27 protein-coding genes, 1 pseudogene and 2 riboswitches are annotated in these 23,675 nt (G+C 42.4%); of the genes and pseudogenes, 7 read left to right on the forward strand and 21 right to left on the reverse strand.

The features are described from left to right. Positions 1–14: 14 nt before the first annotated feature. A complete protein-coding gene (locus R7Q09_RS05975; protein WP_318070606.1) occupies positions 15–1,469 on the forward strand; it encodes a sucrose-6-phosphate hydrolase in 1,455 nt (484 codons plus the stop codon). A 64-nt stretch (positions 1,470–1,533) separates the two neighbouring features. Here the strand turns inward: R7Q09_RS05975 and R7Q09_RS05980 are convergent. Further along, positions 1,534–1,653, reverse strand: a pseudogene (locus tag R7Q09_RS05980) (dihydrofolate reductase); the annotation flags it as partial. A gap of 253 nt (positions 1,654–1,906) precedes the next feature. Between R7Q09_RS05980 and yghU the strand changes: the two are divergent. The 3 genes from yghU to R7Q09_RS05995 all read left to right on the forward strand — a co-directional run bounded on the left by yghU (position 1,907) and on the right by R7Q09_RS05995 (position 5,736). Continuing rightward, on the forward strand, positions 1,907–2,764 hold the full coding sequence (gene yghU / locus R7Q09_RS05985; protein ID WP_005373705.1) for a glutathione-dependent disulfide-bond oxidoreductase: 858 nt from the start codon (positions 1,907–1,909) through the stop codon (positions 2,762–2,764). Positions 2,765–3,946: 1,182 nt separating this feature from the next. Continuing rightward, positions 3,947–5,116 carry a D-alanyl-D-alanine carboxypeptidase family protein gene (locus R7Q09_RS05990; protein ID WP_017819852.1) on the forward strand — a complete coding sequence of 390 codons (1,170 nt, stop codon included), beginning with the start codon at positions 3,947–3,949 and terminating at the stop codon, positions 5,114–5,116. A 212-nt stretch (positions 5,117–5,328) separates the two neighbouring features. After that, entirely contained in the window at positions 5,329–5,736 is a 408-nt protein-coding gene (locus R7Q09_RS05995; RefSeq protein WP_005373701.1) for an SPOR domain-containing protein, read from the forward strand. Positions 5,737–5,786: 50 nt separating this feature from the next. On the opposite strand, the gene R7Q09_RS06000 is transcribed toward R7Q09_RS05995, so the two are convergent. The 5 genes from R7Q09_RS06000 to R7Q09_RS06020 form a co-directional block, all read right to left on the reverse strand. Continuing rightward, entirely contained in the window at positions 5,787–6,260 is a 474-nt protein-coding gene (locus tag R7Q09_RS06000; RefSeq protein WP_005373699.1) for a peroxiredoxin, read from the reverse strand. A 126-nt stretch (positions 6,261–6,386) separates the two neighbouring features. Beyond that, positions 6,387–7,403, reverse strand: coding sequence for an adenosine deaminase (locus R7Q09_RS06005; protein ID WP_017819853.1), 1,017 nt, complete (start codon positions 7,401–7,403; stop codon positions 6,387–6,389). A gap of 89 nt (positions 7,404–7,492) precedes the next feature. After that, positions 7,493–7,592: riboswitch (purine riboswitch) on the reverse strand. Positions 7,593–7,829: 237 nt separating this feature from the next. Then, positions 7,830–7,970, reverse strand: coding sequence for a PA3496 family putative envelope integrity protein (locus R7Q09_RS06010; RefSeq protein ID WP_017633782.1), 141 nt, complete (start codon positions 7,968–7,970; stop codon positions 7,830–7,832). A gap of 50 nt (positions 7,971–8,020) precedes the next feature. After that, a complete protein-coding gene (locus R7Q09_RS06015; RefSeq protein ID WP_318070633.1) occupies positions 8,021–8,221 on the reverse strand; it encodes a hypothetical protein in 201 nt (66 codons plus the stop codon). 249 nt (positions 8,222–8,470) lie between these two features. Beyond that, the gene (locus tag R7Q09_RS06020) at positions 8,471–8,680 is read right to left on the reverse strand and encodes a cold-shock protein (protein WP_005373691.1); all 210 of its coding nucleotides are present in this window, start codon (positions 8,678–8,680) and stop codon (positions 8,471–8,473) included. A gap of 401 nt (positions 8,681–9,081) precedes the next feature. Here R7Q09_RS06020 and R7Q09_RS06025 point away from each other — a divergent pair, with 401 nt between their 5' ends. Next, positions 9,082–9,930, forward strand: coding sequence for a pirin family protein (locus R7Q09_RS06025; RefSeq protein WP_318070607.1), 849 nt, complete (start codon positions 9,082–9,084; stop codon positions 9,928–9,930). A gap of 142 nt (positions 9,931–10,072) precedes the next feature. On the opposite strand, the gene R7Q09_RS06030 is transcribed toward R7Q09_RS06025, so the two are convergent. The 10 genes from R7Q09_RS06030 to R7Q09_RS06075 form a co-directional block, all read right to left on the reverse strand. Next, positions 10,073–10,921 carry a patatin family protein gene (locus R7Q09_RS06030; protein WP_318070608.1) on the reverse strand — a complete coding sequence of 283 codons (849 nt, stop codon included), beginning with the start codon at positions 10,919–10,921 and terminating at the stop codon, positions 10,073–10,075. Positions 10,922–11,178: 257 nt separating this feature from the next. Beyond that, positions 11,179–11,517, reverse strand: a complete 339-nt coding sequence (locus tag R7Q09_RS06035; RefSeq protein WP_017635147.1) for a hypothetical protein — start codon at positions 11,515–11,517, stop codon at positions 11,179–11,181. Positions 11,518–12,207: 690 nt separating this feature from the next. Continuing rightward, the gene (locus R7Q09_RS06040) at positions 12,208–12,639 is read right to left on the reverse strand and encodes a YccF domain-containing protein (protein WP_005373685.1); all 432 of its coding nucleotides are present in this window, start codon (positions 12,637–12,639) and stop codon (positions 12,208–12,210) included. A 218-nt stretch (positions 12,640–12,857) separates the two neighbouring features. Continuing rightward, entirely contained in the window at positions 12,858–13,790 is a 933-nt protein-coding gene (locus tag R7Q09_RS06045) for a Gfo/Idh/MocA family oxidoreductase (protein WP_318070609.1), read from the reverse strand. A gap of 123 nt (positions 13,791–13,913) precedes the next feature. Further along, positions 13,914–15,569: a phosphoethanolamine transferase gene (locus R7Q09_RS06050; RefSeq protein ID WP_086047515.1), complete on the reverse strand. Its 1,656-nt coding sequence runs from the start codon at positions 15,567–15,569 to the stop codon at positions 13,914–13,916. A gap of 21 nt (positions 15,570–15,590) precedes the next feature. Beyond that, on the reverse strand, positions 15,591–15,947 hold the full coding sequence (locus R7Q09_RS06055; protein ID WP_017635149.1) for a diacylglycerol kinase: 357 nt from the start codon (positions 15,945–15,947) through the stop codon (positions 15,591–15,593). A gap of 127 nt (positions 15,948–16,074) precedes the next feature. Continuing rightward, the gene (locus R7Q09_RS06060) at positions 16,075–16,467 is read right to left on the reverse strand and encodes a glycine zipper family protein (protein WP_005373677.1); all 393 of its coding nucleotides are present in this window, start codon (positions 16,465–16,467) and stop codon (positions 16,075–16,077) included. A 119-nt stretch (positions 16,468–16,586) separates the two neighbouring features. Next, on the reverse strand, positions 16,587–17,885 hold the full coding sequence (locus tag R7Q09_RS06065; RefSeq protein WP_042522686.1) for an ATP-binding protein: 1,299 nt from the start codon (positions 17,883–17,885) through the stop codon (positions 16,587–16,589). Then, complete coding sequence (locus R7Q09_RS06070) at positions 17,885–18,598, reverse strand: response regulator (RefSeq protein ID WP_005373673.1); 714 nt, start codon at positions 18,596–18,598, stop codon at positions 17,885–17,887. Before R7Q09_RS06070 ends, R7Q09_RS06065 begins: the two co-directional genes overlap by 1 nt. Before the next feature lie 213 nt (positions 18,599–18,811). Then, entirely contained in the window at positions 18,812–19,108 is a 297-nt protein-coding gene (locus R7Q09_RS06075) for an isoamylase early set domain-containing protein (RefSeq protein WP_005373671.1), read from the reverse strand. A 278-nt stretch (positions 19,109–19,386) separates the two neighbouring features. Here R7Q09_RS06075 and R7Q09_RS06080 point away from each other — a divergent pair, with 278 nt between their 5' ends. After that, positions 19,387–19,767 (forward strand): hypothetical protein, encoded by a 381-nt coding sequence (locus R7Q09_RS06080; RefSeq protein WP_005373669.1) that lies wholly within the window; start codon positions 19,387–19,389, stop codon positions 19,765–19,767. Between the two features lie 83 nt (positions 19,768–19,850). Next, the gene (locus tag R7Q09_RS06085; RefSeq protein WP_005373667.1) at positions 19,851–20,450 is read left to right on the forward strand and encodes a thiol:disulfide interchange protein DsbA/DsbL; all 600 of its coding nucleotides are present in this window, start codon (positions 19,851–19,853) and stop codon (positions 20,448–20,450) included. 70 nt (positions 20,451–20,520) lie between these two features. On the opposite strand, the gene R7Q09_RS06090 is transcribed toward R7Q09_RS06085, so the two are convergent. The 5 genes from R7Q09_RS06090 to R7Q09_RS06110 form a co-directional block, all read right to left on the reverse strand. Next, positions 20,521–20,766 carry a hypothetical protein gene (locus R7Q09_RS06090; RefSeq protein WP_017819860.1) on the reverse strand — a complete coding sequence of 82 codons (246 nt, stop codon included), beginning with the start codon at positions 20,764–20,766 and terminating at the stop codon, positions 20,521–20,523. A gap of 152 nt (positions 20,767–20,918) precedes the next feature. Then, positions 20,919–21,362: a DUF3429 domain-containing protein gene (locus R7Q09_RS06095; protein ID WP_017819861.1), complete on the reverse strand. Its 444-nt coding sequence runs from the start codon at positions 21,360–21,362 to the stop codon at positions 20,919–20,921. Between the two features lie 10 nt (positions 21,363–21,372). Continuing rightward, positions 21,373–21,918 (reverse strand): glutathione peroxidase, encoded by a 546-nt coding sequence (locus R7Q09_RS06100; protein ID WP_318070610.1) that lies wholly within the window; start codon positions 21,916–21,918, stop codon positions 21,373–21,375. A gap of 104 nt (positions 21,919–22,022) precedes the next feature. Then, entirely contained in the window at positions 22,023–22,679 is a 657-nt protein-coding gene (gene ribB / locus R7Q09_RS06105) for a 3,4-dihydroxy-2-butanone-4-phosphate synthase (protein WP_005373655.1), read from the reverse strand. Positions 22,680–22,792: 113 nt separating this feature from the next. After that, a riboswitch (FMN riboswitch) is annotated at positions 22,793–22,933 on the reverse strand. 104 nt (positions 22,934–23,037) lie between these two features. After that, positions 23,038–23,655 carry a hypothetical protein gene (locus R7Q09_RS06110; protein ID WP_005373653.1) on the reverse strand — a complete coding sequence of 206 codons (618 nt, stop codon included), beginning with the start codon at positions 23,653–23,655 and terminating at the stop codon, positions 23,038–23,040. Between the last annotated feature and the right edge of the window lie 20 nt (positions 23,656–23,675).

Here is a 23,675-nt window from a genome sequence, read left to right on the forward strand (position 1 = left end):
AGTTGAGAAAAATTATGAGCTTAGACAACCGTTGGACTGTAGAGCAAAGATATCGCCGACTTGAGCAAATCCCTCAGTGTGATATCGAAGAAATGACACTTTTACGTCAGCAAGATAAAGGCTTTCCTAGTTTTCATATCGCCCCTAGATTTGGGCTGTTAAATGACCCAAATGGGTTGTGCTATTTCAATGGTGAGCACCACATCTTTTACCAGTGGACGCCTGTGGGACCAGTCCATGGAATGAAGTATTGGTATCACCTTTCTACTAAAGACTTCATCCATTTTAAAGATCATGGCGTGGGTCTTCATCCCGACCAAGACTACGATTCACATGGTGTCTATTCGGGCGGTGCTTTGGTGGAAAACGACAAGGCTTTGCTGTTTTTTACTGGCAACAAGCGTGACCAAAACTGGAATCGAATCCCAACACAGTGTTTTGCCACCATGGATTCAGACGGCAACATTGAAAAGCACGGTGTGGTCATTGAGAACGAACATTACACGGAGCACTTTCGTGATCCAAAAGTTTGGAAGAAAGGCGACGACTATTTGATGGTGGTGGGTGCTCAAACCAAAACTGAGCATGGTTCTATGGCGCTCTATCAAAGCAAAGATTTGAAAACGTGGCAGCATAAAGGTCCTATCAAGACCAAGTTTTCTGACCTTGGGTACATGTGGGAGTGTCCTGATTTCTTTGAGATTAATGGTCAATCGGTGATGCTGTTTTCTCCACAGGGCGTGAGCAGTAGTAATCCTTATGATTTTAAAAACATCTATTCTGTCGCGTATATCGTGGGTGATCAGTTGAACCTAGAGTCGATGACTTTAGAAAACCACCAACATATATTACAGCCAGATTATGGGTTTGATTTCTACGCCCCACAAACCTATTTAGATGAGAATGGGCGTCGCATTCTTATTGCATGGATAGGGTTGCCAGAAATCGATACACCATCGGTCACACACCAGTGGGCAGGAATGTTGTCTCTTCCTAGAGAACTAACGTTGAAAGATGGTTTTCTTGTTCAAACTCCGCTCCCTGAGCTGAAGAATTTAAGAAAAGAAGAGGTGGTCTTTGCACAATCCCATACACTGGAAAGCACCAGTTGTTTGATCCAACTAGACCTTGAGGGCGATGGCTTTGAACTTGAGCTGAGTAACCTCAAAGGTGACAACATCGTCTTTAGTGCGACAAAGCACGAGTTTATGCTGGACCGTCGTCACATGTCTCATTTGTACGCAGAAGAATTTGGTAGCATTCGAAAAGCACCAAGATTGGACGCTAAGCAGACGATTGATATATATATCGACAATTCTGTCATCGAGATTTTCATTAATGGTGGCAAACACACGATGACCAGTCGTTTCTTTATTGATGACCTTAGTAAAGTAACGTTGATAGGTTTGGAAGAAGCAAGGCTTTTCCCTTTGAAAGGTATAACTGGTTTGTTTGAATCAGCTAAGTAACGGTTTCGAATACATTAAAACGCCCTTCATTGATTTAGTGAAGGGCGTTTTTCTTTCTAACTATCTAACTTAACTGCCTATCACGCACGTAAGTTGTTTGAACTAAGGTATCCAGAACAACTTCATTCTTGGTGACTTTGAAGTTTAGCGGTTGTTCTAAATCCCCAAATAGAGGTGCGCCGCCGAGTGTCGCTTACTCATCGTTGGCATCTCGAACCTAGTTCACATTATCGCGACGTTTTTACTTATAGCGTGAAAGAAAATCCCATAACCAAAGGTTCTAACTAAAAGAGATTGCAGGACTTTTATTTAGCGAATTCGACCTAATATCTTGAGTATGCCTAATCGCAGTTGGCGAAGAGGTGATGTTAATAATGCTTGCTGGCGCGTAAGACCCGTCAGTTTGAAGATGCATTCAAACACAATAAGGGAAAACAATGGCTAACGAATACATTCCACCAAAAGTTTGGACAAACGATAATGAAAACGGCGGTCAGTGGGCGAGCATCAACCGTCCGGATTCTGGCGCACGTCATGAGCAAGAGCTTCCAGTTGGTGAGCACCCATTCCAACTTTACTCAATGGGTACCCCAAATGGTCAGAAAGTGACGATCATGTTTGAAGAGCTTTTGGCGGCTGGCGTAACGGCAGCAGAATACGATGCATACCTGATTAAGATTGGCGATGGCGACCAGTTTGGCTCTGGCTTTGTGGCTGTTAACCCAAACTCTAAAATTCCGGCATTGGTTGACCGTTCGGGTTCTGAGCCAGTGAACGTGTTTGAATCTGGCAACATCTTGTTTTATCTAGCAGAGAAGTTTGATCATTTCTTACCAAAAGAAGGCGCTAAGCGTGCTGAGGTAATGAACTGGTTATTCTGGCTGCAAGGTTCTGCGCCATATCTAGGCGGTGGTTTTGGTCACTTCTACGCGTACGCACCAGAGAAGTTCGAGTACCCAATCAACCGCTTTACAATGGAAGCAAAACGTCAGTTAGATGTATTAGACAAGCGTCTTGCGAACAATGAATTCCTAGGTGGCGATGAGTACAGCATCGCTGATATCGCAACATGGCCATGGTACGGCAACCTTGTGTTGGGTCGTGCTTACGATGCGGCTGAATTCTTAGACGTAGAAAGCTACAAAAACGTTGTGCGTTGGGCAAAAGTAATTGATGAGCGTGAAGCGGTAAAACGTGGTCGAATTGTGAACCGTTCATGGGGTGAAGAATGGGAGCAGTTACCTGAGCGCCACAGCGCAGAAGATATTGATAAAGTATTGAAACTTAAACCATAAGCAATCTTGGCCTAGCTACGTCAAATGAGTTTAGTTTTATCTATGCTTATACAGTGACCTTAATCAAGTCTATAGCGCACCATATACGGTGCGCTATTTTTATTCTCATTTAGTCTCGAAATGCTAATTTATATCACCTCTTGAAGAGCATTTAGTTCGTAGATGAATCTTTAATGTATTTATATATTATGATGAAAAACAAAGCTCATATTTTCATGTTAAATATGGACTGGTTATACTGATTTCTAATAATTAAATTATTTAAAAATTATAAACTGATTTTATATCTATTATAAATAAAATTAATGATAATTAATATTTGACATAACCACTAAATTTATGTGGAATATGCGGGTTGATTTGTTTTGAAGAAATAAAATTAATTTCTATTACTTTTATTTAAGACAAGCTTAGCTTTTAGCGATGTTTAATTATTAATGCTTATATCATGAAAGAGGATATGTATGATGTCGTCGTTTGAGTCGTACTGGGTTGGGATACGTCAAAGAATAGCCGCACAAACCGAAGGTAACCGCAGTTTAAAGTCTCTAGTCATTAAAAAGCAGCGTGTGAACTTAAATAACAGTGGGTTATCCTTTCGCGCTAAGTCCGGATGCCTTATCCCTCACTGTTATACCAAGTTCTCTGATGAGATAAACCTAAAAACATCGAAAAAATCGTCTCTTAGTTTTAAGAAAGGAAAGCTGTATTTTTCTCCGATTTAATAATAAATGAAATTTACATAAATTATAATCTGAGGTTTTTAAATTTATCGATAATTAATTGCGATTTTATGATGCGTTTTCAGTATGTTTTCTTGGTAAGTAATTAGCTGGGCTTATTGTTGGTTGTTTTGTTGTTTCCTATTTAGATATGGATAAAAGCTCAACTACTTTTCCTATACCAACTTACTCCCTGAATTGACTTGCGCGCTTTTTCTCTCCTCTCAAAAAACATAGCGTTACGGAATTATTTTCGCTCCTGTGTCGTTCTTCAAGACGAAAGCTCTACCTACCTCTCATTATTTTCGACAAACATTGAGTAAAAGTAACCAATCGTAACAAGGTGGCTGTAACTGAGCGCCGTTTCAATATACTCGTTTTTTAACTAGGTAATCCCGCGCTTTGAATTCATTCGGGTACCGTTTGTAAGCCTTAAATGCTACTAAGATAAGATGTCATGATGAGAAAAAGTACTATATTACACACAGTGTTAATTACAGGGTTCGCTGCTGTATCCTCGTTGGCTTATGCTGCGCCTTCAGTTGTGCCAAATGCGCCGGAACTCAGTTCTCGTGGTTATGTTTTGATGGACTTCCATACGGGGAAAGTACTGGTTGAACGTGATGCCCACAAACGTTTAAACCCTGCGAGTTTAACGAAGTTGATGACTGCTTATGTAGCTGGTCAAGAAATTAATACAGGCAATATTACGTTGAATGATGAGGTTGTCATCAGCCGAAATGCTTGGGCAAAAAATTTCCCAGATTCTTCAAAAATGTTTATTGAAGTCAATACTTCCGTTTCTTTGTCTGACTTATACCGTGGTCTGATTGTTCAATCTGGTAACGATGCCAGTGTTGCTATTGCTGAGCATGTTGCGGGAAGTGAATCAGGGTTTGTGAGTTTGATGAATAGTTGGGCCGCCAAGCTTGAATTGTCTAACACGGCATTCACCAACCCTCACGGCCTAGACAGTGACGGTTTATATTCGACACCTTATGATATTGCCAAGTTGGGCCAAGCGATTATTCGTGACTTACCTGATATCTATCCGCTGTATAGCGAAACCTCGTTTACTTACAATGGCATCACTCAATACAACCGTAATGGCTTGCTTCGTGATCGTAGTATGAATGTCGATGGCATGAAAACTGGTTATACAAGCGGCGCGGGTTATAGTCTAGCGACTTCTGCAACACAAGGTGATATGCGTTTGATTGCCGTAGTGATGGGAGCGAAGAGTGAGAATGTTCGTGAATCAGAAAGCAAGCAGCTGTTGAGTTATGGCTTCCGCTTTTACGATACGGTAATGCCGACTGAGGCGGGTGCGGAACTTGCGAAAGCTCGAGTTTGGATGGGCGAAAAAGACGAGCTTACTGTCGGCGTAGCTAACGATGTTTATCTCACTTTGCCAAAAGGAGATGTAAAAAATCTGCAAGCGGAAGTTGAATACAACGGTGATTTAGTTGCGCCAATTTCTGAGCAACAAGTGGTTGGTAAAGTGCTTTACAAAGTCGACGGTAAGGTCGTAAATGAAGCCGAGCTCGTTGCATTGGAGTCCGTGGAGGAAGGCAGTTTATTCAAGCGAATTTTAGACTGGTTTAAGCAATTGGTCGCTAGCTGGTTCTAAACAGTAGCGAACTTCTGTCTATATCACTCTATCTTGTTAATGTTCTATTAAATCAATTTACTAAGGCGACCAACGTGGTCGCCTTACGTTTTTGGAATACTCGTTGCGTTAAAACACAGGCCCTCTTGTAAGGGTGTGTTTTTACCTGACCAAGAGCGTTTTGTGTTTTTGGGTGCGAGAGAAAAGAAACTAGAACAAGAATGGAGTGACACGTGCACAAGATTTTATCTTTGACATTGATTTTATCGCTCATGGGCTGCGCTATGCCTTACCAGCAGGAGGTCGATAGCGGCCAATGTGTTGGAGTCATGACCTCTCAGGATGCATATGGTTATTTAAACCCAAACCATTACACGATGCAGGTACTCGCGCTAAAGCAAGAAAAAGATGTGAAAGATTATATTCGCTATATCGATCCTAAGCATCCGGTTTGGGTTAACTGGAAAAACAGCCGAGGCACGCGTTGGTATACGGTAACTGTTGGTGATTTTAAAACGAAGCAGGATGCCTACAATGCGCTTTCTTCATTACCAAGCCGTGTAAAGCAGTCATCCCCGTTTGTGCTGACTTTTGCGGAAATGCAGCGTAAGCAACAAACGAGTGTTGTGAGAATGCGTTAACCAACAAAAAACGGAAGCGATGGCTTCCGTTTTTGTATTTAGGAGTAAGCTTAAAGCGCCGCTAAAATCGTTTCTGCTTTGCTTGCTTCAAACTCTTTTGGCTCTTCAACGTTTAGCTTAGTCACTGTGCCGTTTTCAATGATCATTGCGTAACGTTGTGAGCGAATACCACCAAAGCCGCCTGTATCCATTTCAAGACCTAATGCTTTAGTAAAGCTAGCGTCGCCATCACCCAACATCAAAATCTCAGAAGCGTTTTGAGCTTCGCCCCACGCTTGCATCACAAATGCATCGTTTACAGAAACGCACGCAATTAAATCAACACCTTTTGCCTTTAGCTCATCAGCTAATACCACATAGCCTGGTAGATGGGCTTCTGAACAGGTAGGGGTGAATGCGCCAGGTACAGCAAAGAGTACGACTTTCTTGTTCGCAAACAGTTCTGTAACGTCGTGGTTCACCATACCATCGGCAGTCAACTCACTTAGAGTTGCAACTGGTAGAGCTTGGCCTTGTTGAATCATGATTCTATTCCTTTTTGTGTGCTAGTTTAGCTTTCTCAGTCTAGCGTTTATAAATGCGGTTAACCACAGAGTTTTTGTAGGGTTTTAATACCTACGCGTTTGGCCTAAGGCGTGGCACTGATGCCTTTATTGCAAAGCTTCGTGCTGGTTTACGTATTGGCTAACAAGGTGACGATATTTCGCCTTTAACTCGTTATCGATAAAGCTGGCATCAATCGCGTTCATTGTAAATTGGGCAAGTTCACTCTTACTCATTGGATGTGCGTTGTTGACGGCCAGAAAGTTATCCGTCATGTAGCCACCAAAGTACACAGGATCGTCTGAGTTAATCGTTACAGCGACACCTTTTCGTAGCAAATCCACAATATTGTGATCTTTCATATCGTCGAATACACATAGCTTAAGATTCGATAACGGACACACTGTCAGTGGCATTTGGCTTTCGATTAAGGATTCAACTAATGCTTCATCATCAACACAGCGAACACCGTGATCCACGCGGCTCACGTAAAGCATTTCAATTGCATCGCTAATATTTTGTGCGGGGCCTTCTTCACCTGCGTGAGCAACGGTAAGTAAGCCTTCTTCTACTGCTTGTTTAAATACGCGCTTGAATTTAGCTGGCGGATGACCTTGTTCTGAAGAATCTAGTCCAACACCAATGATCTTATCACGGTGTTTCAGAATAGCCTGTAGGGTCTCTATGGCGCTCTCTTCTGAAAGGTGACGGAGAAAACACGCAATAATTTGCGAGGTAATGCCAAGTTTTTCGTGACCATCTTTTAGCGCACGAGCGATTCCATTGATAACAGTGTCAAAGTCTATGCCGCGTTCTGTGTGTGTTTGAGGGTCAAAAAAGATTTCGGTATGAATAACGTTGTCTTCTTTACAGTGCAGTAAGTATTCCCAAGTGAGATCGTAAAAATCTTGCTCCGTACGCAGAACTCCCGCTCCTTGGTAATAGAGGTCGAGAAATGATTGTAAGTCTGTAAACTGATATGCGCTGCGTAGTTCACTCGGAGAAGAGTAAGGGATCTCGATGCCGTTTCGTTTTGCTAATTTGAATAAGAGTTCCGGCTCAAGTGAACCTTCGATATGTAAGTGCAGCTCTACTTTTGGAAGACCTTGAATAAATGCGTTCATATTCCACCTTATGTGTATTGTGGATGCAGTTACTCTAAGAATAGGTATAGATAGAAATAAATCGAACGCTATCACAAAGAGTAAGACCCACGATGATCTCAACTCTTCGTAATCAGCACTTTGCGGGAACTGGTAGAGACCCCCAAACCATATCATTGGGGTTATACGAAGCAAACGAGAGGGATTATACGCAAAAATATCGCTTTGGCTATACGCAAATAACCTAACTGTCATTAGTCACGGGTTTTCCTGTGAGCGAAACGACTATTTGCAAGTCACTTGAGTATAGAGGAGCCAGTTGTTTTTGCGTGTGTGAGAGGCACGTGTAATTAGAAGAGTAGTCTAAAAGAGTGGAGATTCGTTTGAGCAAAGGTAGGTGGCGGTACCTTGCACAACGATAAAGGCAGAGAAAGCACTAGAGAGCATTTATAGATCGAATAACTTATCAAATTCTCTTTGTTCCATAATGTCTTCTATGCGGCGTCGAGTTTTCTGCTTTACCGCCGCCGCGTTTTGTTCAGACTCTTTTTTGTCTTTTTCTGACTGCTTCTTACTTTTTCTAGCCATTGGATACCTTCCAAATTAGTTGCATTATCCATTAATGCATGAAAACTGAATCAGTTAACAGTAAAACTTCCTAACTTTGAACCTGAATCACAGAGAATAGTTCCAGATTGCGTTTTCTCACAATATTCAAAATCGATCATGAAGCTATGAGAAAGAAGTTTCGGTAATACGTGTCTTCGTAAAATATCACCATTTAATTGATGTATTTTAGCGTTCCAAGAGGTTTGAGGTTGTTCTAAATTAAATTCAATTTATAACATTTATTCTCCTGTTTTTTAGTGATTTTCTCTTTGTTAAGTAATTGATACCAATGCCTTTGACGGCCAGTTCTTTTTGAGGACATGATTTTTCCTATAAATAATAAATTAAGCAGTACTATTCAGTTTATTTTAGATAGCACAAAGCAATGCCTAAAATTAGGCTGAGTGATTGATGAAAGAATATTTTTGAAGGAGAGAGGTTTGGTGCAGCATGGGCATGCTACACCAAGAAAAGCAGTATTATAGAGGAGTTACTTCAGTCGCTTGAGGACCTTTTTTACCTTGCTCTACATTGAAGCTTACTTTCTGACCTTCAGTCAGTGTTTTGAAACCGTCAGAAACGATAGCGTTAAAGTGTACGAATACATCTTGGCCGCCGTTGTCTTGAGATAGAAAACCGAAGCCTTTAGTTTCGTTAAACCATTTTACTGAACCAGTTACTTTAGACATAAAAATACCTTTGAATTAAACATTAAAATTATGATTTGTTTTGTGGATCTTTTCTAAGCTATTGAATGTTCAATCAAGAGGAAGTTGTACGCAGGTGTCTGAATTGGGGATTCAAGATTTTACTGAGAGGAAACTTAAACTAAATGTTGCATTAACAGCTCTCTTCTAAGAGCCAAGGCACACTATACACCTTGTTTAGAAAATAGCTACATTTATTTTAGATAAATTAAATGTGCTCATTATTAACTCGATAAATTGTATTGTTCGAAAAAGTTGAATAAGTAGAACGAATAGTATGGCTCATAATTTTAGCTCATCAACCTAAAATAGAACCTTATCGATAGCCATAGATTGAACATGCGATTTGCAAGCGGTCACATAGATAAACTAGGAGAACTAGTATGAGTACATTCAGAGACATTCGTCAGCTTATTCCTGCGCAAGCTACTGCTGATGGTGATGGAGTGAAAATTCGCCGAGTAGCGGGTTTCAATAATGCTAGCTTTTCTCCATTTTTGATGATGGATGAACTCAAATCAGAAGACCGCGCTGATTATATCGGCGGTTTCCCTCCGCATCCGCACCGCGGTATCGAGACGCTTACTTATATGTTGAAAGGTCATTTCCAGCATCGTGATCATATGGATAATGTTGGTGAGCTTCGTTCCGGTGGTGCACAGTGGATGGCGGCAGGAAGAGGCGTCATCCATAGCGAAATGCCTATTATGAAGGAAGGCGAATTGCATGGTTTCCAAATTTGGATTAACCAGCCCGCGAAAAATAAGCTGCAGCCAGCTCAATATCATGACTTTCAACCTGAAACGATCACTGAGTTTGATACTCCGAATACGGGGGTTGTACGTTTGATTGCGGGTCATATGACTATAAACAACGAACGAATTCAGGGGCCGCTAACAGAGACAGGTGTTTCTGCCACGGTAGCCGATTGGAGAGCGATGGGTGGTCAAGCTTTGAATTTGAACACGGAGCAAGACAACAACATGATGCTCTATGTCTATAAAGGTCGTATTCAATTAAAAGGTCGTGAGATCAATCAAGGCGAAATGGCTATTTTATCGAAAGGTGAATGGGTTGAATTGCAGGCCGAAAAAGAGAGTGGTGCACTGATCTTTATAGGTGAGCCAATTAATGAACCCGTGGTGCATTATGGCCCTTTTGTCATGAATAGCATGGAAGAGATAGAACAAGCCATCCAAGACTACAACTCTGGGTTGTTTGAAACTTACTAGTTTTGACAGCCTACTCGCTTTCTCAGTTAGCGAGCAAATTAAAACAGTTTTGAGCCTGAATATTGGGCTCGACCAGAAGCAAATACGATAATCCACTGCCATCGAATTTGCGTTAGCCACGTTTAATCAACGTGGCTTTTTTCTACTTATGACTCCAGCGTATGATGGCTTCCTTTCCTGCTTCAATTCCTAACTCATAAGCATGACGCAGTGGTGCTGGCGATCGACTCAGCCGTTTCAACTTGAATGTTTCAGGAGGACACACTTGAATGATTTCGATACCAGGTGGAGGGTTGTTGATCAGCGCTAAGGTCTGATTGTAGCGAACTTCACGTGTCAACATCGGTTCAATTAATCCGGGCGTTTCTTTCAACATCCTCTTAGTTAGGGCGCTGAATCTTCCTCTTGGCTTTTGATAGCTTGCGGGCTGACTGCGTAAAACCATAATCTTTTTGGCTCCTCGCTTTATTGCTTCTGCAACAGGAAGTGCGTCTGAGACGCCACCATCAACGTATTGAATTCCGTTCAGTGATACGCCATTTCGGTAAAGTACAGGCAGTGCGCTGCTGGCTTTCATTGTTTCTGCCAAGTCGTCGACATCAGGAAGGTGGTACTCCGCTTGCCCATTGTCTTGACGCGTCACGCCTAAAAAGAAAGGTCGTGAATCAGCTTTGAGCGCAGATTTATCGATGCCAAGTTCTTCGAGGGTGACATTCCACATCCAGTCTAAGTTCATCATATCACCACCACGTAGAAGTTGAGATGGAGAGATAAATTCTTTTCTTAAGCTGTAATCGAGGTAGATTTTTAAGTTACGTCCGGGCATTTTAGCTAAGTAGGCAGCCAAGTTGCTAGCACCCGCAGACACTCCCCAAAAGCTATCAAATGGAGAGAACTCGCTAGCAAGAAAATGATCGAGTATGCCGCATGAAAATACGCCTCGCATGGCTCCACCTTCGACAATCAATGCTCGAGAGCCTACTTTTTCCATCACTTCGCTCCACTCTTTATCAATCGGATAATAGCGTGCAGCTTAACGCATAATGGTTTTATACCCAAGTGGGCCAAAGGTCTAGGTTGCGTTCCTTTGAATAAAAAGGGCATCAACGGATGCCCTTGTCACTTTTAGCCTATGGAATTGCGGGTAATTGAGTCGCTAATTTAGTGAAGGAGACCGAGCGAATTAGCCCCCTTACATAGAGCCATACCTGTAGTCCCATACTGATCGTTGTTGGAATAGTTTGATGATCACTTGTTAAATAGGCATACAAACACTATCCAGAGCGTTGTAAGCAAAAGTAATGGGGTGAATACTTTCTGGATAGAAGCGCCATCAGTTAAATTGTAAATTTTGATGGATTCATTATAGAACGCTCGTTTGAATTCTTTGAAGCTAATGTCGCTCTTCGCATGCGACTGTTCATAGTGCTGGTGCGCAGCGTCCGATAGCTGGTATTCCAAGTCTTGGAGCTCGTACTCCTTGTTAAAAAACGCATCCCAAGCCGAAAGGCGGGCTATCGTTTTAGGAGATGGATCCCCATTTAGTTTCTCTAGACGCTTAGCATAAGCTGCTTGATATTTATCCACGGTATATTCCTGTCTGAATAGACGTTGAGTTAGAACATATGTAAAAAGAAAAATAAGTAATAAAAGGTTTTTTACGTTCTATACCTGTGATAAATGCTAAAAAGTTCAATGCTCTAGCACTCCGATGTCGCAAATGATATTGATGGAATTGCTCTGCGACAAATAAAATAATTACTCTAGATAACAACGAATTTTTGTTGTTTTTTTAAAAAACTGATCATGAGATTGAGTGGGGAGTTTTACCGAGAAGAATTTCGCTACTGTAACTGTCTATATTTACTCAAAAAGAGAAAATCTTAGAAGCTTTCTTTGATTGATGTGAGATATTTTAGGTCGAAAAGCATTAATTTTGGCTATGATTATAGTTCGTCTTTTTGTTGTTGAACTCTACTTCGAGGGGGAAAGAATCCATATTTCGAGCATAGGATAGCTCGCTTTTTCGTTACGTCGTTTTTGGAGTTTGAGTCAGTGACGACGCTATGAGTCTAGCATCTTGAACTCGATTGGGCGTATTAATTAATTATAAAAGTAAAGCAGTGCTGAGCTAGGATAAACTTCAACGTAAAGGTGACGGTATGAATATACAATCAGCCATTATTGAATATGCGATAGCGATTATAGGCTTACTTTTGACGGGCGTTACCCTCTGAGCATGACTGCCCAGAGGATAGAAAGCGCATTAGCTTTTTGCTAACGATTGATGTTGTATCGAGCCATTGCAGCTTCTTCTGACGATACAACCGTTTTACCAATTGGTGCGAGTGAAATAACCGCTAGCTTGAGGTGTTGGAGCGCAAACGGAATGCCGATTATGGTGACAAAGCATGCTGCGGCAGAAAGTACGTGACCGATAGCTAACCAAAGGCCTGCAAATACAAACCAAAGGACGTTACCAATAACGCCGAGCGGACTCGTGCCAATGTCCATTTCATTGGTCAATTCATCGCGTGAGATGGCCTCTTTACCGAATGGGAAAAAGGAAAAATTACCCATAACGATACACGCACGCCCCCAAGGTATTCCGATGATGCTAATAAAGGCTAAAATACCAAAAAACCACCATAGCAACCCCATAAATACGCCACCAAATACAAACCAAATGATGTTACCAAGTGTTCTCATTCTATTTCCTTTATTCTTGAATGTGATGATTCAGATACCTGAGAGCACCGTAAAACAAATCTAAACCGTCTGTTTTGTCGATGTGTGCTTTTGTGCCCTCATTCACCTGATTGATAGAATAATCGCCGTAGTCTTAACAGAGAATGAATGCCTTCCTTAAGGCAAGTCTTTTTAGTATAGAGCGTAATACTCAATCAAGCATATAGCCAAGAATCGCATTATCTAGAGACAACTTTCTCGAGATATTGACAAATTTGCTCTGCCAATCGATGGCTGGCAATGTTGCGTTTTACTACTTCATTAGCAATATTTCCAGACTCAACGACGCCAAACCAGTCGAGCAACATCGAATGGAAACCTTTACTCGTCAGCATTGGCGTCCAGTCTTTCAAATTGATTTTTTGCTCTTGGTTAGCTTGCCATAGTTTGCCTTCAACGAAGGAGTCGAACTCAACTGCCTTGTTTGCATAACAAGCTTGAACGCGCTCTGTAGTGATACCGAAGTGGCGATTCATCGAGGCGTGGAGCAAAGTATCTCCATGTTGCCACTGAATATCTAAGCGCGCCAACTGACCACCTTCAAGTTGATGAGTTACATAAGCATCTTTTAGATCGGCTTTGGCTGTGACGTTAACGCTGTCTAATGGGTGAATAAAATCATCAAATATAAAGGTACGAACATCCCCCGGTAGTTGATGACGGTTCTTTTCCCAGCGTAGCGACTTTAAGTTAGATATGTTGCCTTGCTGCACTTGTGGCATATGTTGGTTGTAAAGTGGAATGTGACGACGGTTAAAGCCCACATAGAGTGGCTGTCTCTCTTTTTCGGCAATGTCGTACAGCTTTTCTACGTCATCAGCACTATTCGCTAATGGTTTGTCGACAAAGGTTGGAATTCCATGCTGCAGAAAAAATGCCGCTATTTGAGGGTGTACGCTTGTTGCCGCATGAATCATGACGGCATCGACGCCAAAGTGCAGAAGTTGCTGGTAGTCTTGGCAGATCTCTGAGATTCGATACTGCTTAGCCAGGCTCTCAAGTGTGTTTGGGTTGCGGGTACAAAATACAAGTTCGATATTTGGAAGCTGAGTGATAACAGGAAGGTATGCTTTCTGAGCGATATCCCCTAGACCAATAATACCAATTTTCATCCTAGTCCTTATCTCGATGTATGGATCGCGGACTGTCAGTATAACGCTTGGCGCGGCGATGAGTTTAAATACCTTGTTAGAAAAAGCCTGATTCACACTTTGAGCCAGGCTTTATTGAATGATTTAGGAAACGGCTCGGCAGGCTTTGAATATATCTAACTTGCTATCGTAGGCTTGAGTTTGTACATCCATAATGCCTAATAAAGAGTGGAACACGTTATCATGTGAGTATTGGCCTGCATTCTGTGCTTGTTTATACAAACAGTCAGTATTGATCTGCTTTGCTTGTTTAAAGCCTGAAGACAGCCACATAATCAAAGGAACGCGTTTTTGGAAATCTGGTGCAAGGCCATAAGGCATACCATGTAAGAACAATCCGTTTTCGCCTAGTGACTCACCGTGATCCGATATATAAATTAGCGCGGTATTATACTCAGACTCTAACGCTTTAAGTTTTTTGATGGTTTCTGCCAATACAAGATCGGTGTAGCGTATTGTATTGTCATATGTGTTCACTATTTGTTCGATGCTACAGTTTTCGATGTCTGCACGTGGACAGTCTGGTTTAAAGAAGGCGTTGTCTCTTGGGTAACGCTGAAAGTAGGTCGGACCGTGGCTTCCTATAAGGTGCATGGCGACCACTCGGTTACCGTGCATATCCGCGACTTCCTGATCAAAATGATCTAATAGCGCCATGTCGTAACAAGTTTGGCCATTACACATAGGGCTTACTTGCTTTCGATCCACTTCAATCTTCTTGATCTTGTGGGCTACTTCTTTATCCCCACCGTCATTTTCTTTCCAAATGAGGTCAACCCCAGCGCGCTGCATTATATCGAGAGCATTGTCCTGGTTATCCGCTTTGGTGCGTTCAAACTCGTTTCGCGTGAGCTGTGAAAACATACAAGGCACAGATACAGCAGTCGCGGTGCCACAAGATGCGACGTCTTGAAATGAGATAACATCCAATTTACTAGTATAAGGGTTTGTCTCTCGTGTATAGCCATTGAGTTGGTAGTTCTGCGTTCGAGCGGTTTCTCCTACGACAAAAACCAGTAGTGTTGGTTTGCGCTGTGCTTGCTGTACGGCGCTATCTGACTGCTTTGCATCTGTGCCGATTTCTCGATATGGCTGTGGCGTGGTGAAATATTTCTCCTTCACATACCCGGTCGCGCTGTAAACGAACTGGGTGGGTATGATGATTTTTTTTAGGTGGCTATTGTTGCGCCCTACAGATGCGTAGTCTTGATAGTACACGCTGGCAATGACGGCGATGACAGCTAGCGACGACAGCATCGATACTAATTTGGTAACAGAGAAGTACAGTAATTGGTGGCGTTGAGATTGCAGCTTGACCTTAAAGACAATTATCGCTGGGATAACTCCCATAATCAGCGTCCAAATTACAGAGTGAGCACTCAGGTAAGAACTCGCCTCGCTCGAATCGGTTTCAACAATATTGGCAATCATTCCAGAATCGAAAAGTGTGCCATAGTTATAGCTTGCGTAGCTCACCATACTTGAAACAATGATTAAAATTATAAAGAACGGCTTGCCGATCCAAGGCCAACTAAATAAATTAAAAAGGAAATTGAGCGCGGCAAGAAAGAAAATTGGTATTGTGATAATAAATCCAATCTTGACATTATCTAAGTGTGTAAAGATGCCGATCAGTTCTTTATAAATAGGGATATTTACGACGAGAGCGAAATACAGCGCCAACAGGAAAGTAAAGGTAACGTAAGAGATACCTCTCTGTTGTAAATCATGTGTCTTCATAATGAGTGTCTTGAATAAAAATTAGAGCAAGAACGAAGCCCAAATAAAAAGGGCAAGAGTTAACGCAACAAATACTGCTGCTGAACCAATATCTTTGGCTCTACCACTGAGCTCGTGCCAGTCATCGCTAACACGGTCGACAACCGCTTCTACGGCGGAATTAATGAGTTCGACGATCAATACCAAGAACAGGCTACTGATCATCAGCACTCTTTCGTATGTGGTGACAGGAAGGAAAAAAGCACAGACGGAAAGCACCAAGGCGAGAATCAATTCTTGTCTAAAAGCGGCTTCGTGTGTCCATGCGGCTTTCAATCCTTGAAATGAATAGCCGGTCGCATCCATGACACGGCGTATACCTGTTTTACCTGGCTTCAAAATATGACCTTACTATTTAAGCATTGGGATGGAACACATATCCCAGAGAGGTAACGAGATTAATCGTTACAGCGTGAAACATTTGTGAATAGAATCCATCGCGCGATAATTTAAGAAAAGTGCTTATTTAATCAAGATCGTAGACGGTATAGCCTTTGTTCTGGAGACATTTACGCAATACGAGAGATTGGGTTTTGGTTGAATCATTTGTTCCACTCAAAGCACCAGCTCCAGCTCCTACAGCACCGCCGGCAGCAGCACCGACAGCCGCTCCACCTAATCCGTCTTCTAGCGCACCAGCAGCTGCGCCGATCAATGCGCCTGTAACTGCCCCATTAGTGGCTTCAGATTTCGCTGCCTCTGATTTGTCGACATTTTCTGCATAGCCTTGGCAGTAAAGAAAGTCTTGTTCATATGTACTAGGGTCAACATTGGTCATGTCGACGACAGGTTTTTGGTTGTAGGCGCAAGCTGTAAGCGTAGAAGTAAGCGCCATAATCAGGATAAAAGATTTATACATGAGTACTATCCATTTAGTGTGTGAATCTTATGGATTAAATGTACACTGTTTTATTGTTGGGCTCTGTCGCTTGAGTGTATTGAAGTGTCGTCTTCTGTAAACGGGGTAGGAAGGTTAAGTTAACTGTCTGATTTTTTGAGGCTAAGTGTGAAGCAAGCTCCTCCAAGTGGGCTATGGCAAATCGAAACTTCTCCACGTTGAAGCTCCATTATCTGTCTGACAATCGCCAAACCGAGCCCAAACCCGCTCGTCTTTTTGTTGCGAGATTCATCCGCGCTGTAAAATGGTTCGAATAGATGAGGCCAATGCTTTTCTTCAATACCTATGCCATCATCATGAACATTGATGAAGCAGCGGTGCTGATCGTGTTTTATCTCCACTAAAATCTGCTTATCTGCGTACCGCATTGCATTGCGCAGCAAGTTATCTAAGGCTCGCTTTAACAATTTTGGGTCAGCAAACGCGAGAACGTTTTCTGAGTTTACTTCTTGAAGCGAGATAGCGAGTGTAGTCTCTTTTTGCCATCTCTGTCGTAATTCTTTGACTAAGTTGAATAGGACGACTTCTTCTTGAGTTTGTAATGCTGTGTCAGGACGCTCCATCTTTGCGTAGTAAAGCAATTCTTCAACCATTTCTTCCATCTCGTCAATGTCTTCGACGATACTGTAAACATACTTTTTCTGTTGTTCAGTTAAGGTTGAATCCGATAACAAATCTGCTTGCCATTGTAAGCGGAAGATTGGGGTACGCAATTCATGTGCAACGGCGTTAGTTAGCATTTTATTGCTAGTGATCAAGCGAGATACTTTATCGGCCATCGTGTTAAAGCTTTTGTTTAACGTCCCAACAGACTTAGCGCTTGAGGTACTAGCTCGAGCCTTGAAGTTACCTGAGGCAAACTCAACGGTCACTCTCTCTAGCTCTCGAATCCGACGGCTTAAGAACCAGATCAACAATATGCAATACAGAGCAAATCCAGCTAAAAAGAACAACCAAACGATATTGTCATCAAAGTTGGCAGCTTTAACCACAGGGCTATTCGGATTATCGCTCATTTTAAAGATAGGCGTGCTCGCATCTAGGCGGAACCAGATATCCCTTTCTTCATCGTAAGCGACGTTAACGGAGGTATCATTTTCAAACGCCTTTTTGATGTCTGTTGGAAGCTCTTCAAGCGTATGAGGCACCAACAAACGATGGCTTGATGTGGCAAATTGTTCCAACTGTTGTTGAGTATATTCTAATCCGTGTTCTTTATAGATAGGGTAGATCAGATCGTGAAAAGCTTGACCCTCATGCTCTTGTAACAGGTAGTCATAATCTGTGTTGATCTCATAAACTAAGAACTCGTATCCCCACAAGCTAGCCATAAACAGAATGATAAGGCCAACAAAGCTTTCCAGATAAATCCGTCTCATTATTCATTCCATGCATCAGGCATAAATAGGTAGCCTTTGCCGCGAACGGTAATGATTTTTTGTGGTGAGCAAGAAGCATCGCCTAGCTTCTTTCTCAGTGTCACTATGCGATTATCAATGGTGCGGTCTGTTCCATCGTATTCAATACCACGCAGTGTTTTGGTCAGCCACTCGCGTGATAGTGTTTTTTCAGCATGCGTTGCAAGAACCCACAACAAATCGAACTCGCCGTCTGTCAGCGCAATTTCTTCTTGGTTCATTACGCACGATTTACGCAATCGGTTTAAACACAGAACACCAATTTGTAGGCCGTTTTCGGACTCGGTAGGCGCCGCCTCTTTTCTTCTTAATAGCATGCGAATACGAGCCAGCAATACGCGAGGTTTGATGGGTTTAGTAACAAAGTCATCTGCGCCTATTTCTAATGCGGCGACATGATCGAAGTCATCATCACTTGCTGTCAGCATCAACACTTTGCCTTTGTAGCATTCTCGGATTTGACGACATACACTCAGACCATCTTGCCCGGGTAGCATCAAATCTAACAGCACCACGTCTGGTTGTGTGTCAATAATCGCATTGGGTGCGTCCGTCCCATTGTCGATACATTTGACCTGAAAACCTTGTTCAACAAAATACTCTCCCAACATAGTTTGTAATTTGGGATCGTCTTCCACAATGATTAGAGATGGTTTGATTTGTTGTGCGTTCATTTAAGTGATGTATACAATATTTAATATCAATGGAACTTAAACAAATTTACGAATTATTTCAAATAAAGCTTTCTCAGAATAAGGTTATCGGATGAGTTAACTGGATAAAATTGCCAATTAATGATTTAAATCTAATCACCAATCACATTTCGAGAGATGTAAAAAGGCGCAACGTTTGCGCCTAGGTATGGAATCTTAAAGCGAAATTACCGCTTATTCGGTGGTACATACGACGCTGTTGTCGCTGCCAAATGCATTTGGAACGTAAGCATCAGCTTGTGGGTCATTTTCCCACTTCGCGTCATCGAGCAAGTAACGGAACTGAACATTCTGCGCTTTAGGTAAGCGGGTTTTAAATTTAAACTGACGACTTTTCTTCACTAATTTCATCGGTTCTGGTTGCCAGTTGTTGAAGTCTCCAGCAATTTGGACCGAGTCCCACTGATCTTTATCTAGCTCGAACGTGACTTCGACTTCATCTTTTGTCTTAAAGAATCTCTTTTTAAGCATTGATCTTTCCTTGTTCGTACAAAAACTGTTCTAACTATTACTCGTGTTTCATAATGATTTCAAGTTTTATCGAATTGTTGCTGGTATCTGATGAGGGGAGTATCCGAACGGTGAATAGTTCGTTGTGCTGGTTTCGTGTACTGAGGGATCGTTAGAGAGAAAATTCACTAGCCTAAAATGGTCAAAGAACAGAGTTTGTTAGCGAGCCGAGAGTCCGTATCTTGAAGTCAAACCGTTATCATGTATTATCTTAAATCACCATTTTCCTTGATGTAGCTATGTTGAAGTTTAACCGTACATTGTTGACTGCGATAGTTTGCTTAGTTGCTATGCTTTTGAGTAGTGTCGCTCCTGTGGCGCAGGCTTCCGCTCCGATGAAAACAATTGAAGTACGCGATCTTATTGTTCAACAGGCTGCTCTGCACAAACAACTTGGCGTCAATGACGACTGCGTAGAATCACATCACGATGAGTCAGCCATCAATAAGGCACAACAATCTCACACGAGTTGTAGCTCTTCCTGCATGGTCAAAATTCCCGCTAACTTATCTCAAAACGACTTACTGCTTCTTCCTTATAGCCTTGCCTTGATTGATAGGCCTCTAGTCGAAAAAGTAGTGACAGTGATCACCAAGCTTTATCGTCCTCCGATTGTTTAATTCCTCATCTCAAATTACTTGGGGTTTACCCTTTTTTACCAAATGAAATGATTTGGCATTTGAATGCCACAAGGAAATAAACAATGAAAAAACTACTTGCCTTATGTAGTGCACTTTTACTGACTTTTACCGCTCATGCAGCGCAATTTGAAGAAGGGAAGCACTACAAAGTTCTGGATGTTAAGAAAGCATCGAAACCTGTTGTGACGGAATTCTTTTCTTTTTATTGCCCACATTGCTACAAGTTTGAGTCGCTTATTGAGCGTTTAAAACCTGCTCTGCCAAAAGAGGCAAAGTTTGAAAAGGTGCATGTGGGGTTCATGGGCGGAGATATGGCGATTCCGATGGCCAAGTCCTACGCGACGATGGTGTCGCTAGGAGTTGAAGATACAATGATTCCTGCTATGTTTGCCCAAATTCATCAAAAGCGACAAGCGCCAAAAGACGAAGCTGAGCTGAAACAGCTGTTCGTTGATAATGGCGTCGAAGGTAAGAAGTTTGATGCGGCGTACAATAGTTTCGCCGTAAACTCAATGCAGAAAGGTTTTGATAAGCAATTCTCTGCTAGCACGTTGAGAGGGGTTCCGGGTGTGGTTGTGAACAATAAATACATTGTTTTGGCCAACGAAATTCGTACTTACGACGAGTACAATCAATTAGTTAATTACTTATTGACTCTGTAACTATAAATAGCATTGAAGCTTAAAAATGGCGACGGTAGAGTCGCCATTTTTTATGCTTATCACTTTCGTATTATCTAAGAACGCTTGTACATGCTTGAGTCGGAACACTAGTCATAAATATGGCATGCGGATAAAACAAGCTAGCAGCAGTGATTGCAACATTACATGGCTGAGCAATCGTGGTTTTAATCACATTGGTAAGCACAGTGCCTGTATTATTTACTGTTTGAGCGGCGGCTTGTTGTGCCTGGTAAGACACGCAACCTGTCGTTGCATTGATCATCGCAGTGCTAAACAAAAGTTTGCGAAAAAACATATTCATATCCTTTGTGAATGCTTTGAATTACTTATATGTGGATTGATTCATAAATGAAACAAAACAGTGTTCAAAATATGTGTGCATTCACGAAATGAACATTGTTTTATAAAAAGACGTTTTTTTGTGATCTTAGTACTGGACAGACCAGGTTATGAAACTAAAGCCAATCCGTGCATTACGATTACGCCGAAGGTCAGTTTGCTCCTCATTCCTTGATATCCCTTGGGCTCGGCGTCTTGTTCGACTTTCCTCACGAGCTTTTCTGCATACCAAACAGCAAGATACCCAATTGCTAAGAGTAGGGTAGCGACCGCGTAATGTTTGTGGCCCTGCAGTAATGCGCCCCAAGCCAGTAAGACAAAAAGGTTGCTGAGAATTAATACATTTCGGCTAAGGCGGTGGTAGTAATGCTCAATGCCATTACCCCAAAGGATGCCAGATAAAAAACTTAATATAACGGCGCTATATGCGATGAAAAATTGCTGACCACTTAAATTGAAGAGTGAGATGTCAGTGAAAATCAGCCCTAAACTAAACACAAATGGAACCAGGCCTAAGTAACCGAGTTGTAGCATGGTTGAGCGTGTTGTCATGGTCGTCACCTTATAATTGTTGCTCTATCATATTGGTAAGCGTAGTACTTGTCGGTGATGTGGAGCTTGGAAAAGTAGCAATAACTTTACCTTCAGAGCTAATTAGAAACTTGTAGAAGTTCCATTTTGGTTTTATGCCTGCTTGGTTAGTAATCTGGTTGAAGACTGGGTTCGCATCTACACCTAATACTGAAGAGCGAGCCATCATTGGAAAGGTTACCCCGTAATCGAGATAACAGACTTTCGCTGTGTTTGTTTCGCTTCCTCTATCTTGTCGAAAGTCATTGCTCGGGAAACCGATAACGGTGAAGTTTTGGTCTTTGTAAGTTTGATAGAGGGTTTCTAACTGTTCGAACTGAGGAGTGAAGCCGCACTGGCTTGCTGTATTGACGATTAGTAGTGTCTTTCCCTTAAAGCTTTCGCATAGATCGACTTCTTCCGTTGAGTTTAACAACCTTTGCTTACCTTGAAGAATATCAGCGCACTCAGATGCAAGAGCAAGCGAATTCATGGAGAGAAAGCTAACGAGAGCGGCGAAGTTCAGTAATCCTTTCATGGTGTTGTTCCCCTTGTTTTCAATAAGTATAACTACTTAAGTGCAAAGAGGATCGATCAAAAAAGCCGCACAAATGCGCGGCTTTTTCAAGAGCTGAGATCTGACTATGCCAGTTTCAACTCGAACTGGTTCAGGTACATTACCATATCTTCAATCGTCAGTACCGGCATGTTGTGCAGGCGACCGAATGCTACGATCTCCGGTGCCTTTGCCATCGTGCCATCTGGATTGGTCACTTCACACAGTACGCCAGCGGGTTGAAGCCCTGCCATTTGCATCAGATCAATCGTACCTTCTGTGTGACCACGGCGAGTCATTACACCACCTGGACGTGCGCGCAGAGGGAATACGTGACCCGGGCGAGCAAGATCTTCCGGTTTTGCGTGCGGGTTTGCCGCCGTTTTAATGGTCGTTACGCGGTCTGCTGCTGAAACACCCGTTGTTACACCAACTTTCGCTTCAATAGAAACCGTAAATGCGGTTTGGTTTGCGCTGTTGTTGTTTACCACCATTGGAGGCAGTTCCAGTTTGTCTGCTTGAGCATCTGTTAAGCACAAACAAACGATGCCGCTACATTCGCGGATCATCAATGCCATTTGCTCGTTAGTGAGGTGCTCGACTGAATAAATGATATCGCCTTCGTTTTCGCGATCTTCATCATCAAGAAGCAGTACGCCACGGCCTTCTTTTAAAGCGATAAGTGCGTTTTCAACGCGAGTAATTGGGTCGCCGAATTCGGCAAGTAGTGATGACTGATTCATGGTTAACTCCTAAATTTCACCAGAATCAGGGCGGTATGAGAGATCGCCGTAAAATACGATCAAAAAGAAGTGCACCAGCATTCTTAGCGATCTGACTCGCTATGCTGGTGTATTCTTATTCTCTTTCATCCGGACTATAACCGTCGGCTCTGGCATCTCACCAGATCTGCTGACCTCGACGAATCGAGCGCTCGCGGGCTCACTTGAAAAAGTATACCGCCGGTGGGGAATTTCGCCCCGCCCTGAGAACAATTAAAAATGTACCACTTCATCCAAGTTGTGAAGAAGTGGAGCTAGGATAGTACTGCGAACTGAATAGCTTGGAAAGTCGATTCCATCTGTATGATGGAAAAGTGTGCTATCGACGGAAATAATCTGTGCGAATAAAGTGATCAATCTGCTGCGGCACGAAGGTGTTGTAAATCAGGCTCGTATGCGTTTGCTTCACTTCGATATGATCTTGCATACCGTCCAGTCTTGTCTCTTCTACGGTAACGGTACCGTCCGACATGGTGTTGTCATTACGGATCAACAATGGGCGAGCGCCAATCGGCATCGTTCCTGCGATACTGCCGAGTTTTTGAGGGAAATCCCAGGCGTCATCATGTTTGTTTAATCCGTGGTGTGGCGAATTGCCTAAAATTGCACCCAATCCGAGATCTTGAATTCGACCTACAATGGACGCGCCTTTAAGAGGCGAACCGATAGCGACAACATGAGAGATTAAGTTAGTGCTCGGTTTTCTGTTGGCGAGATAGCGCTTAATCATCAAGCCTCCCAAGCTGTGTCCCACGAGCACGTTTGTGGTCAGTGGATTAAGCGAATGATCAATAGAATCAAACAGTGAAGACTCATCGATAGCAACAGTGTTATAGCTGAGTACTTGCGTTTCGTATCCGAGTTTTCTCAGCTTTTGGCTAAGAGGCTGCATGACCAGCCCATGCATATAAAGACCATGTAAGATGATGATTTTCATAATACCTCCTAGATTTATGA

The sequence above is a fragment of the Vibrio sp. 2130-1 genome (assembly GCF_033339515.1).

Excerpts from the sequence above, each read along its gene's own strand:
- R7Q09_RS05975 (WP_318070606.1), top strand. The coding sequence starts at position 15 with ATGAGCTTAGACAACCGTTGGACTGTAGAGCAAAGATATCGCCGACTT.
- R7Q09_RS06050 (WP_086047515.1), bottom strand. The coding sequence starts at position 15,569 with ATGAAGACACATGATTTACAACAGAGAGGTATCTCTTACGTTACCTTT.
- R7Q09_RS06095 (WP_017819861.1), bottom strand. The coding sequence starts at position 21,362 with ATGACAACACGCTCAACCATGCTACAACTCGGTTACTTAGGCCTGGTT.
- R7Q09_RS06010 (WP_017633782.1), bottom strand. The coding sequence starts at position 7,970 with ATGGCTAGAAAAAGTAAGAAGCAGTCAGAAAAAGACAAAAAAGAGTCT.
- R7Q09_RS06090 (WP_017819860.1), bottom strand. The coding sequence starts at position 20,766 with ATGTTTTTTCGCAAACTTTTGTTTAGCACTGCGATGATCAATGCAACG.
- R7Q09_RS06070 (WP_005373673.1), bottom strand. The coding sequence starts at position 18,598 with ATGAACGCACAACAAATCAAACCATCTCTAATCATTGTGGAAGACGAT.
- R7Q09_RS05990 (WP_017819852.1), top strand. The coding sequence starts at position 3,947 with ATGAGAAAAAGTACTATATTACACACAGTGTTAATTACAGGGTTCGCT.
- R7Q09_RS06065 (WP_042522686.1), bottom strand. The coding sequence starts at position 17,885 with ATGAGACGGATTTATCTGGAAAGCTTTGTTGGCCTTATCATTCTGTTT.
- R7Q09_RS06075 (WP_005373671.1), bottom strand. The coding sequence starts at position 19,108 with ATGCTTAAAAAGAGATTCTTTAAGACAAAAGATGAAGTCGAAGTCACG.
- R7Q09_RS06025 (WP_318070607.1), top strand. The coding sequence starts at position 9,082 with ATGAGTACATTCAGAGACATTCGTCAGCTTATTCCTGCGCAAGCTACT.
- yghU (WP_005373705.1), top strand. The coding sequence starts at position 1,907 with ATGGCTAACGAATACATTCCACCAAAAGTTTGGACAAACGATAATGAA.
- R7Q09_RS06045 (WP_318070609.1), bottom strand. The coding sequence starts at position 13,790 with ATGAAAATTGGTATTATTGGTCTAGGGGATATCGCTCAGAAAGCATAC.
- R7Q09_RS06020 (WP_005373691.1), bottom strand. The coding sequence starts at position 8,680 with ATGTCTAAAGTAACTGGTTCAGTAAAATGGTTTAACGAAACTAAAGGC.
- R7Q09_RS06080 (WP_005373669.1), top strand. The coding sequence starts at position 19,387 with ATGTTGAAGTTTAACCGTACATTGTTGACTGCGATAGTTTGCTTAGTT.
- R7Q09_RS06100 (WP_318070610.1), bottom strand. The coding sequence starts at position 21,918 with ATGAAAGGATTACTGAACTTCGCCGCTCTCGTTAGCTTTCTCTCCATG.
- R7Q09_RS06030 (WP_318070608.1), bottom strand. The coding sequence starts at position 10,921 with ATGGAAAAAGTAGGCTCTCGAGCATTGATTGTCGAAGGTGGAGCCATG.
- R7Q09_RS06110 (WP_005373653.1), bottom strand. The coding sequence starts at position 23,655 with ATGAAAATCATCATCTTACATGGTCTTTATATGCATGGGCTGGTCATG.
- R7Q09_RS06000 (WP_005373699.1), bottom strand. The coding sequence starts at position 6,260 with ATGATTCAACAAGGCCAAGCTCTACCAGTTGCAACTCTAAGTGAGTTG.
- R7Q09_RS06085 (WP_005373667.1), top strand. The coding sequence starts at position 19,851 with ATGAAAAAACTACTTGCCTTATGTAGTGCACTTTTACTGACTTTTACC.
- R7Q09_RS06040 (WP_005373685.1), bottom strand. The coding sequence starts at position 12,639 with ATGAGAACACTTGGTAACATCATTTGGTTTGTATTTGGTGGCGTATTT.
- ribB (WP_005373655.1), bottom strand. The coding sequence starts at position 22,679 with ATGAATCAGTCATCACTACTTGCCGAATTCGGCGACCCAATTACTCGC.
- R7Q09_RS06005 (WP_017819853.1), bottom strand. The coding sequence starts at position 7,403 with ATGAACGCATTTATTCAAGGTCTTCCAAAAGTAGAGCTGCACTTACAT.
- R7Q09_RS06060 (WP_005373677.1), bottom strand. The coding sequence starts at position 16,467 with ATGTATAAATCTTTTATCCTGATTATGGCGCTTACTTCTACGCTTACA.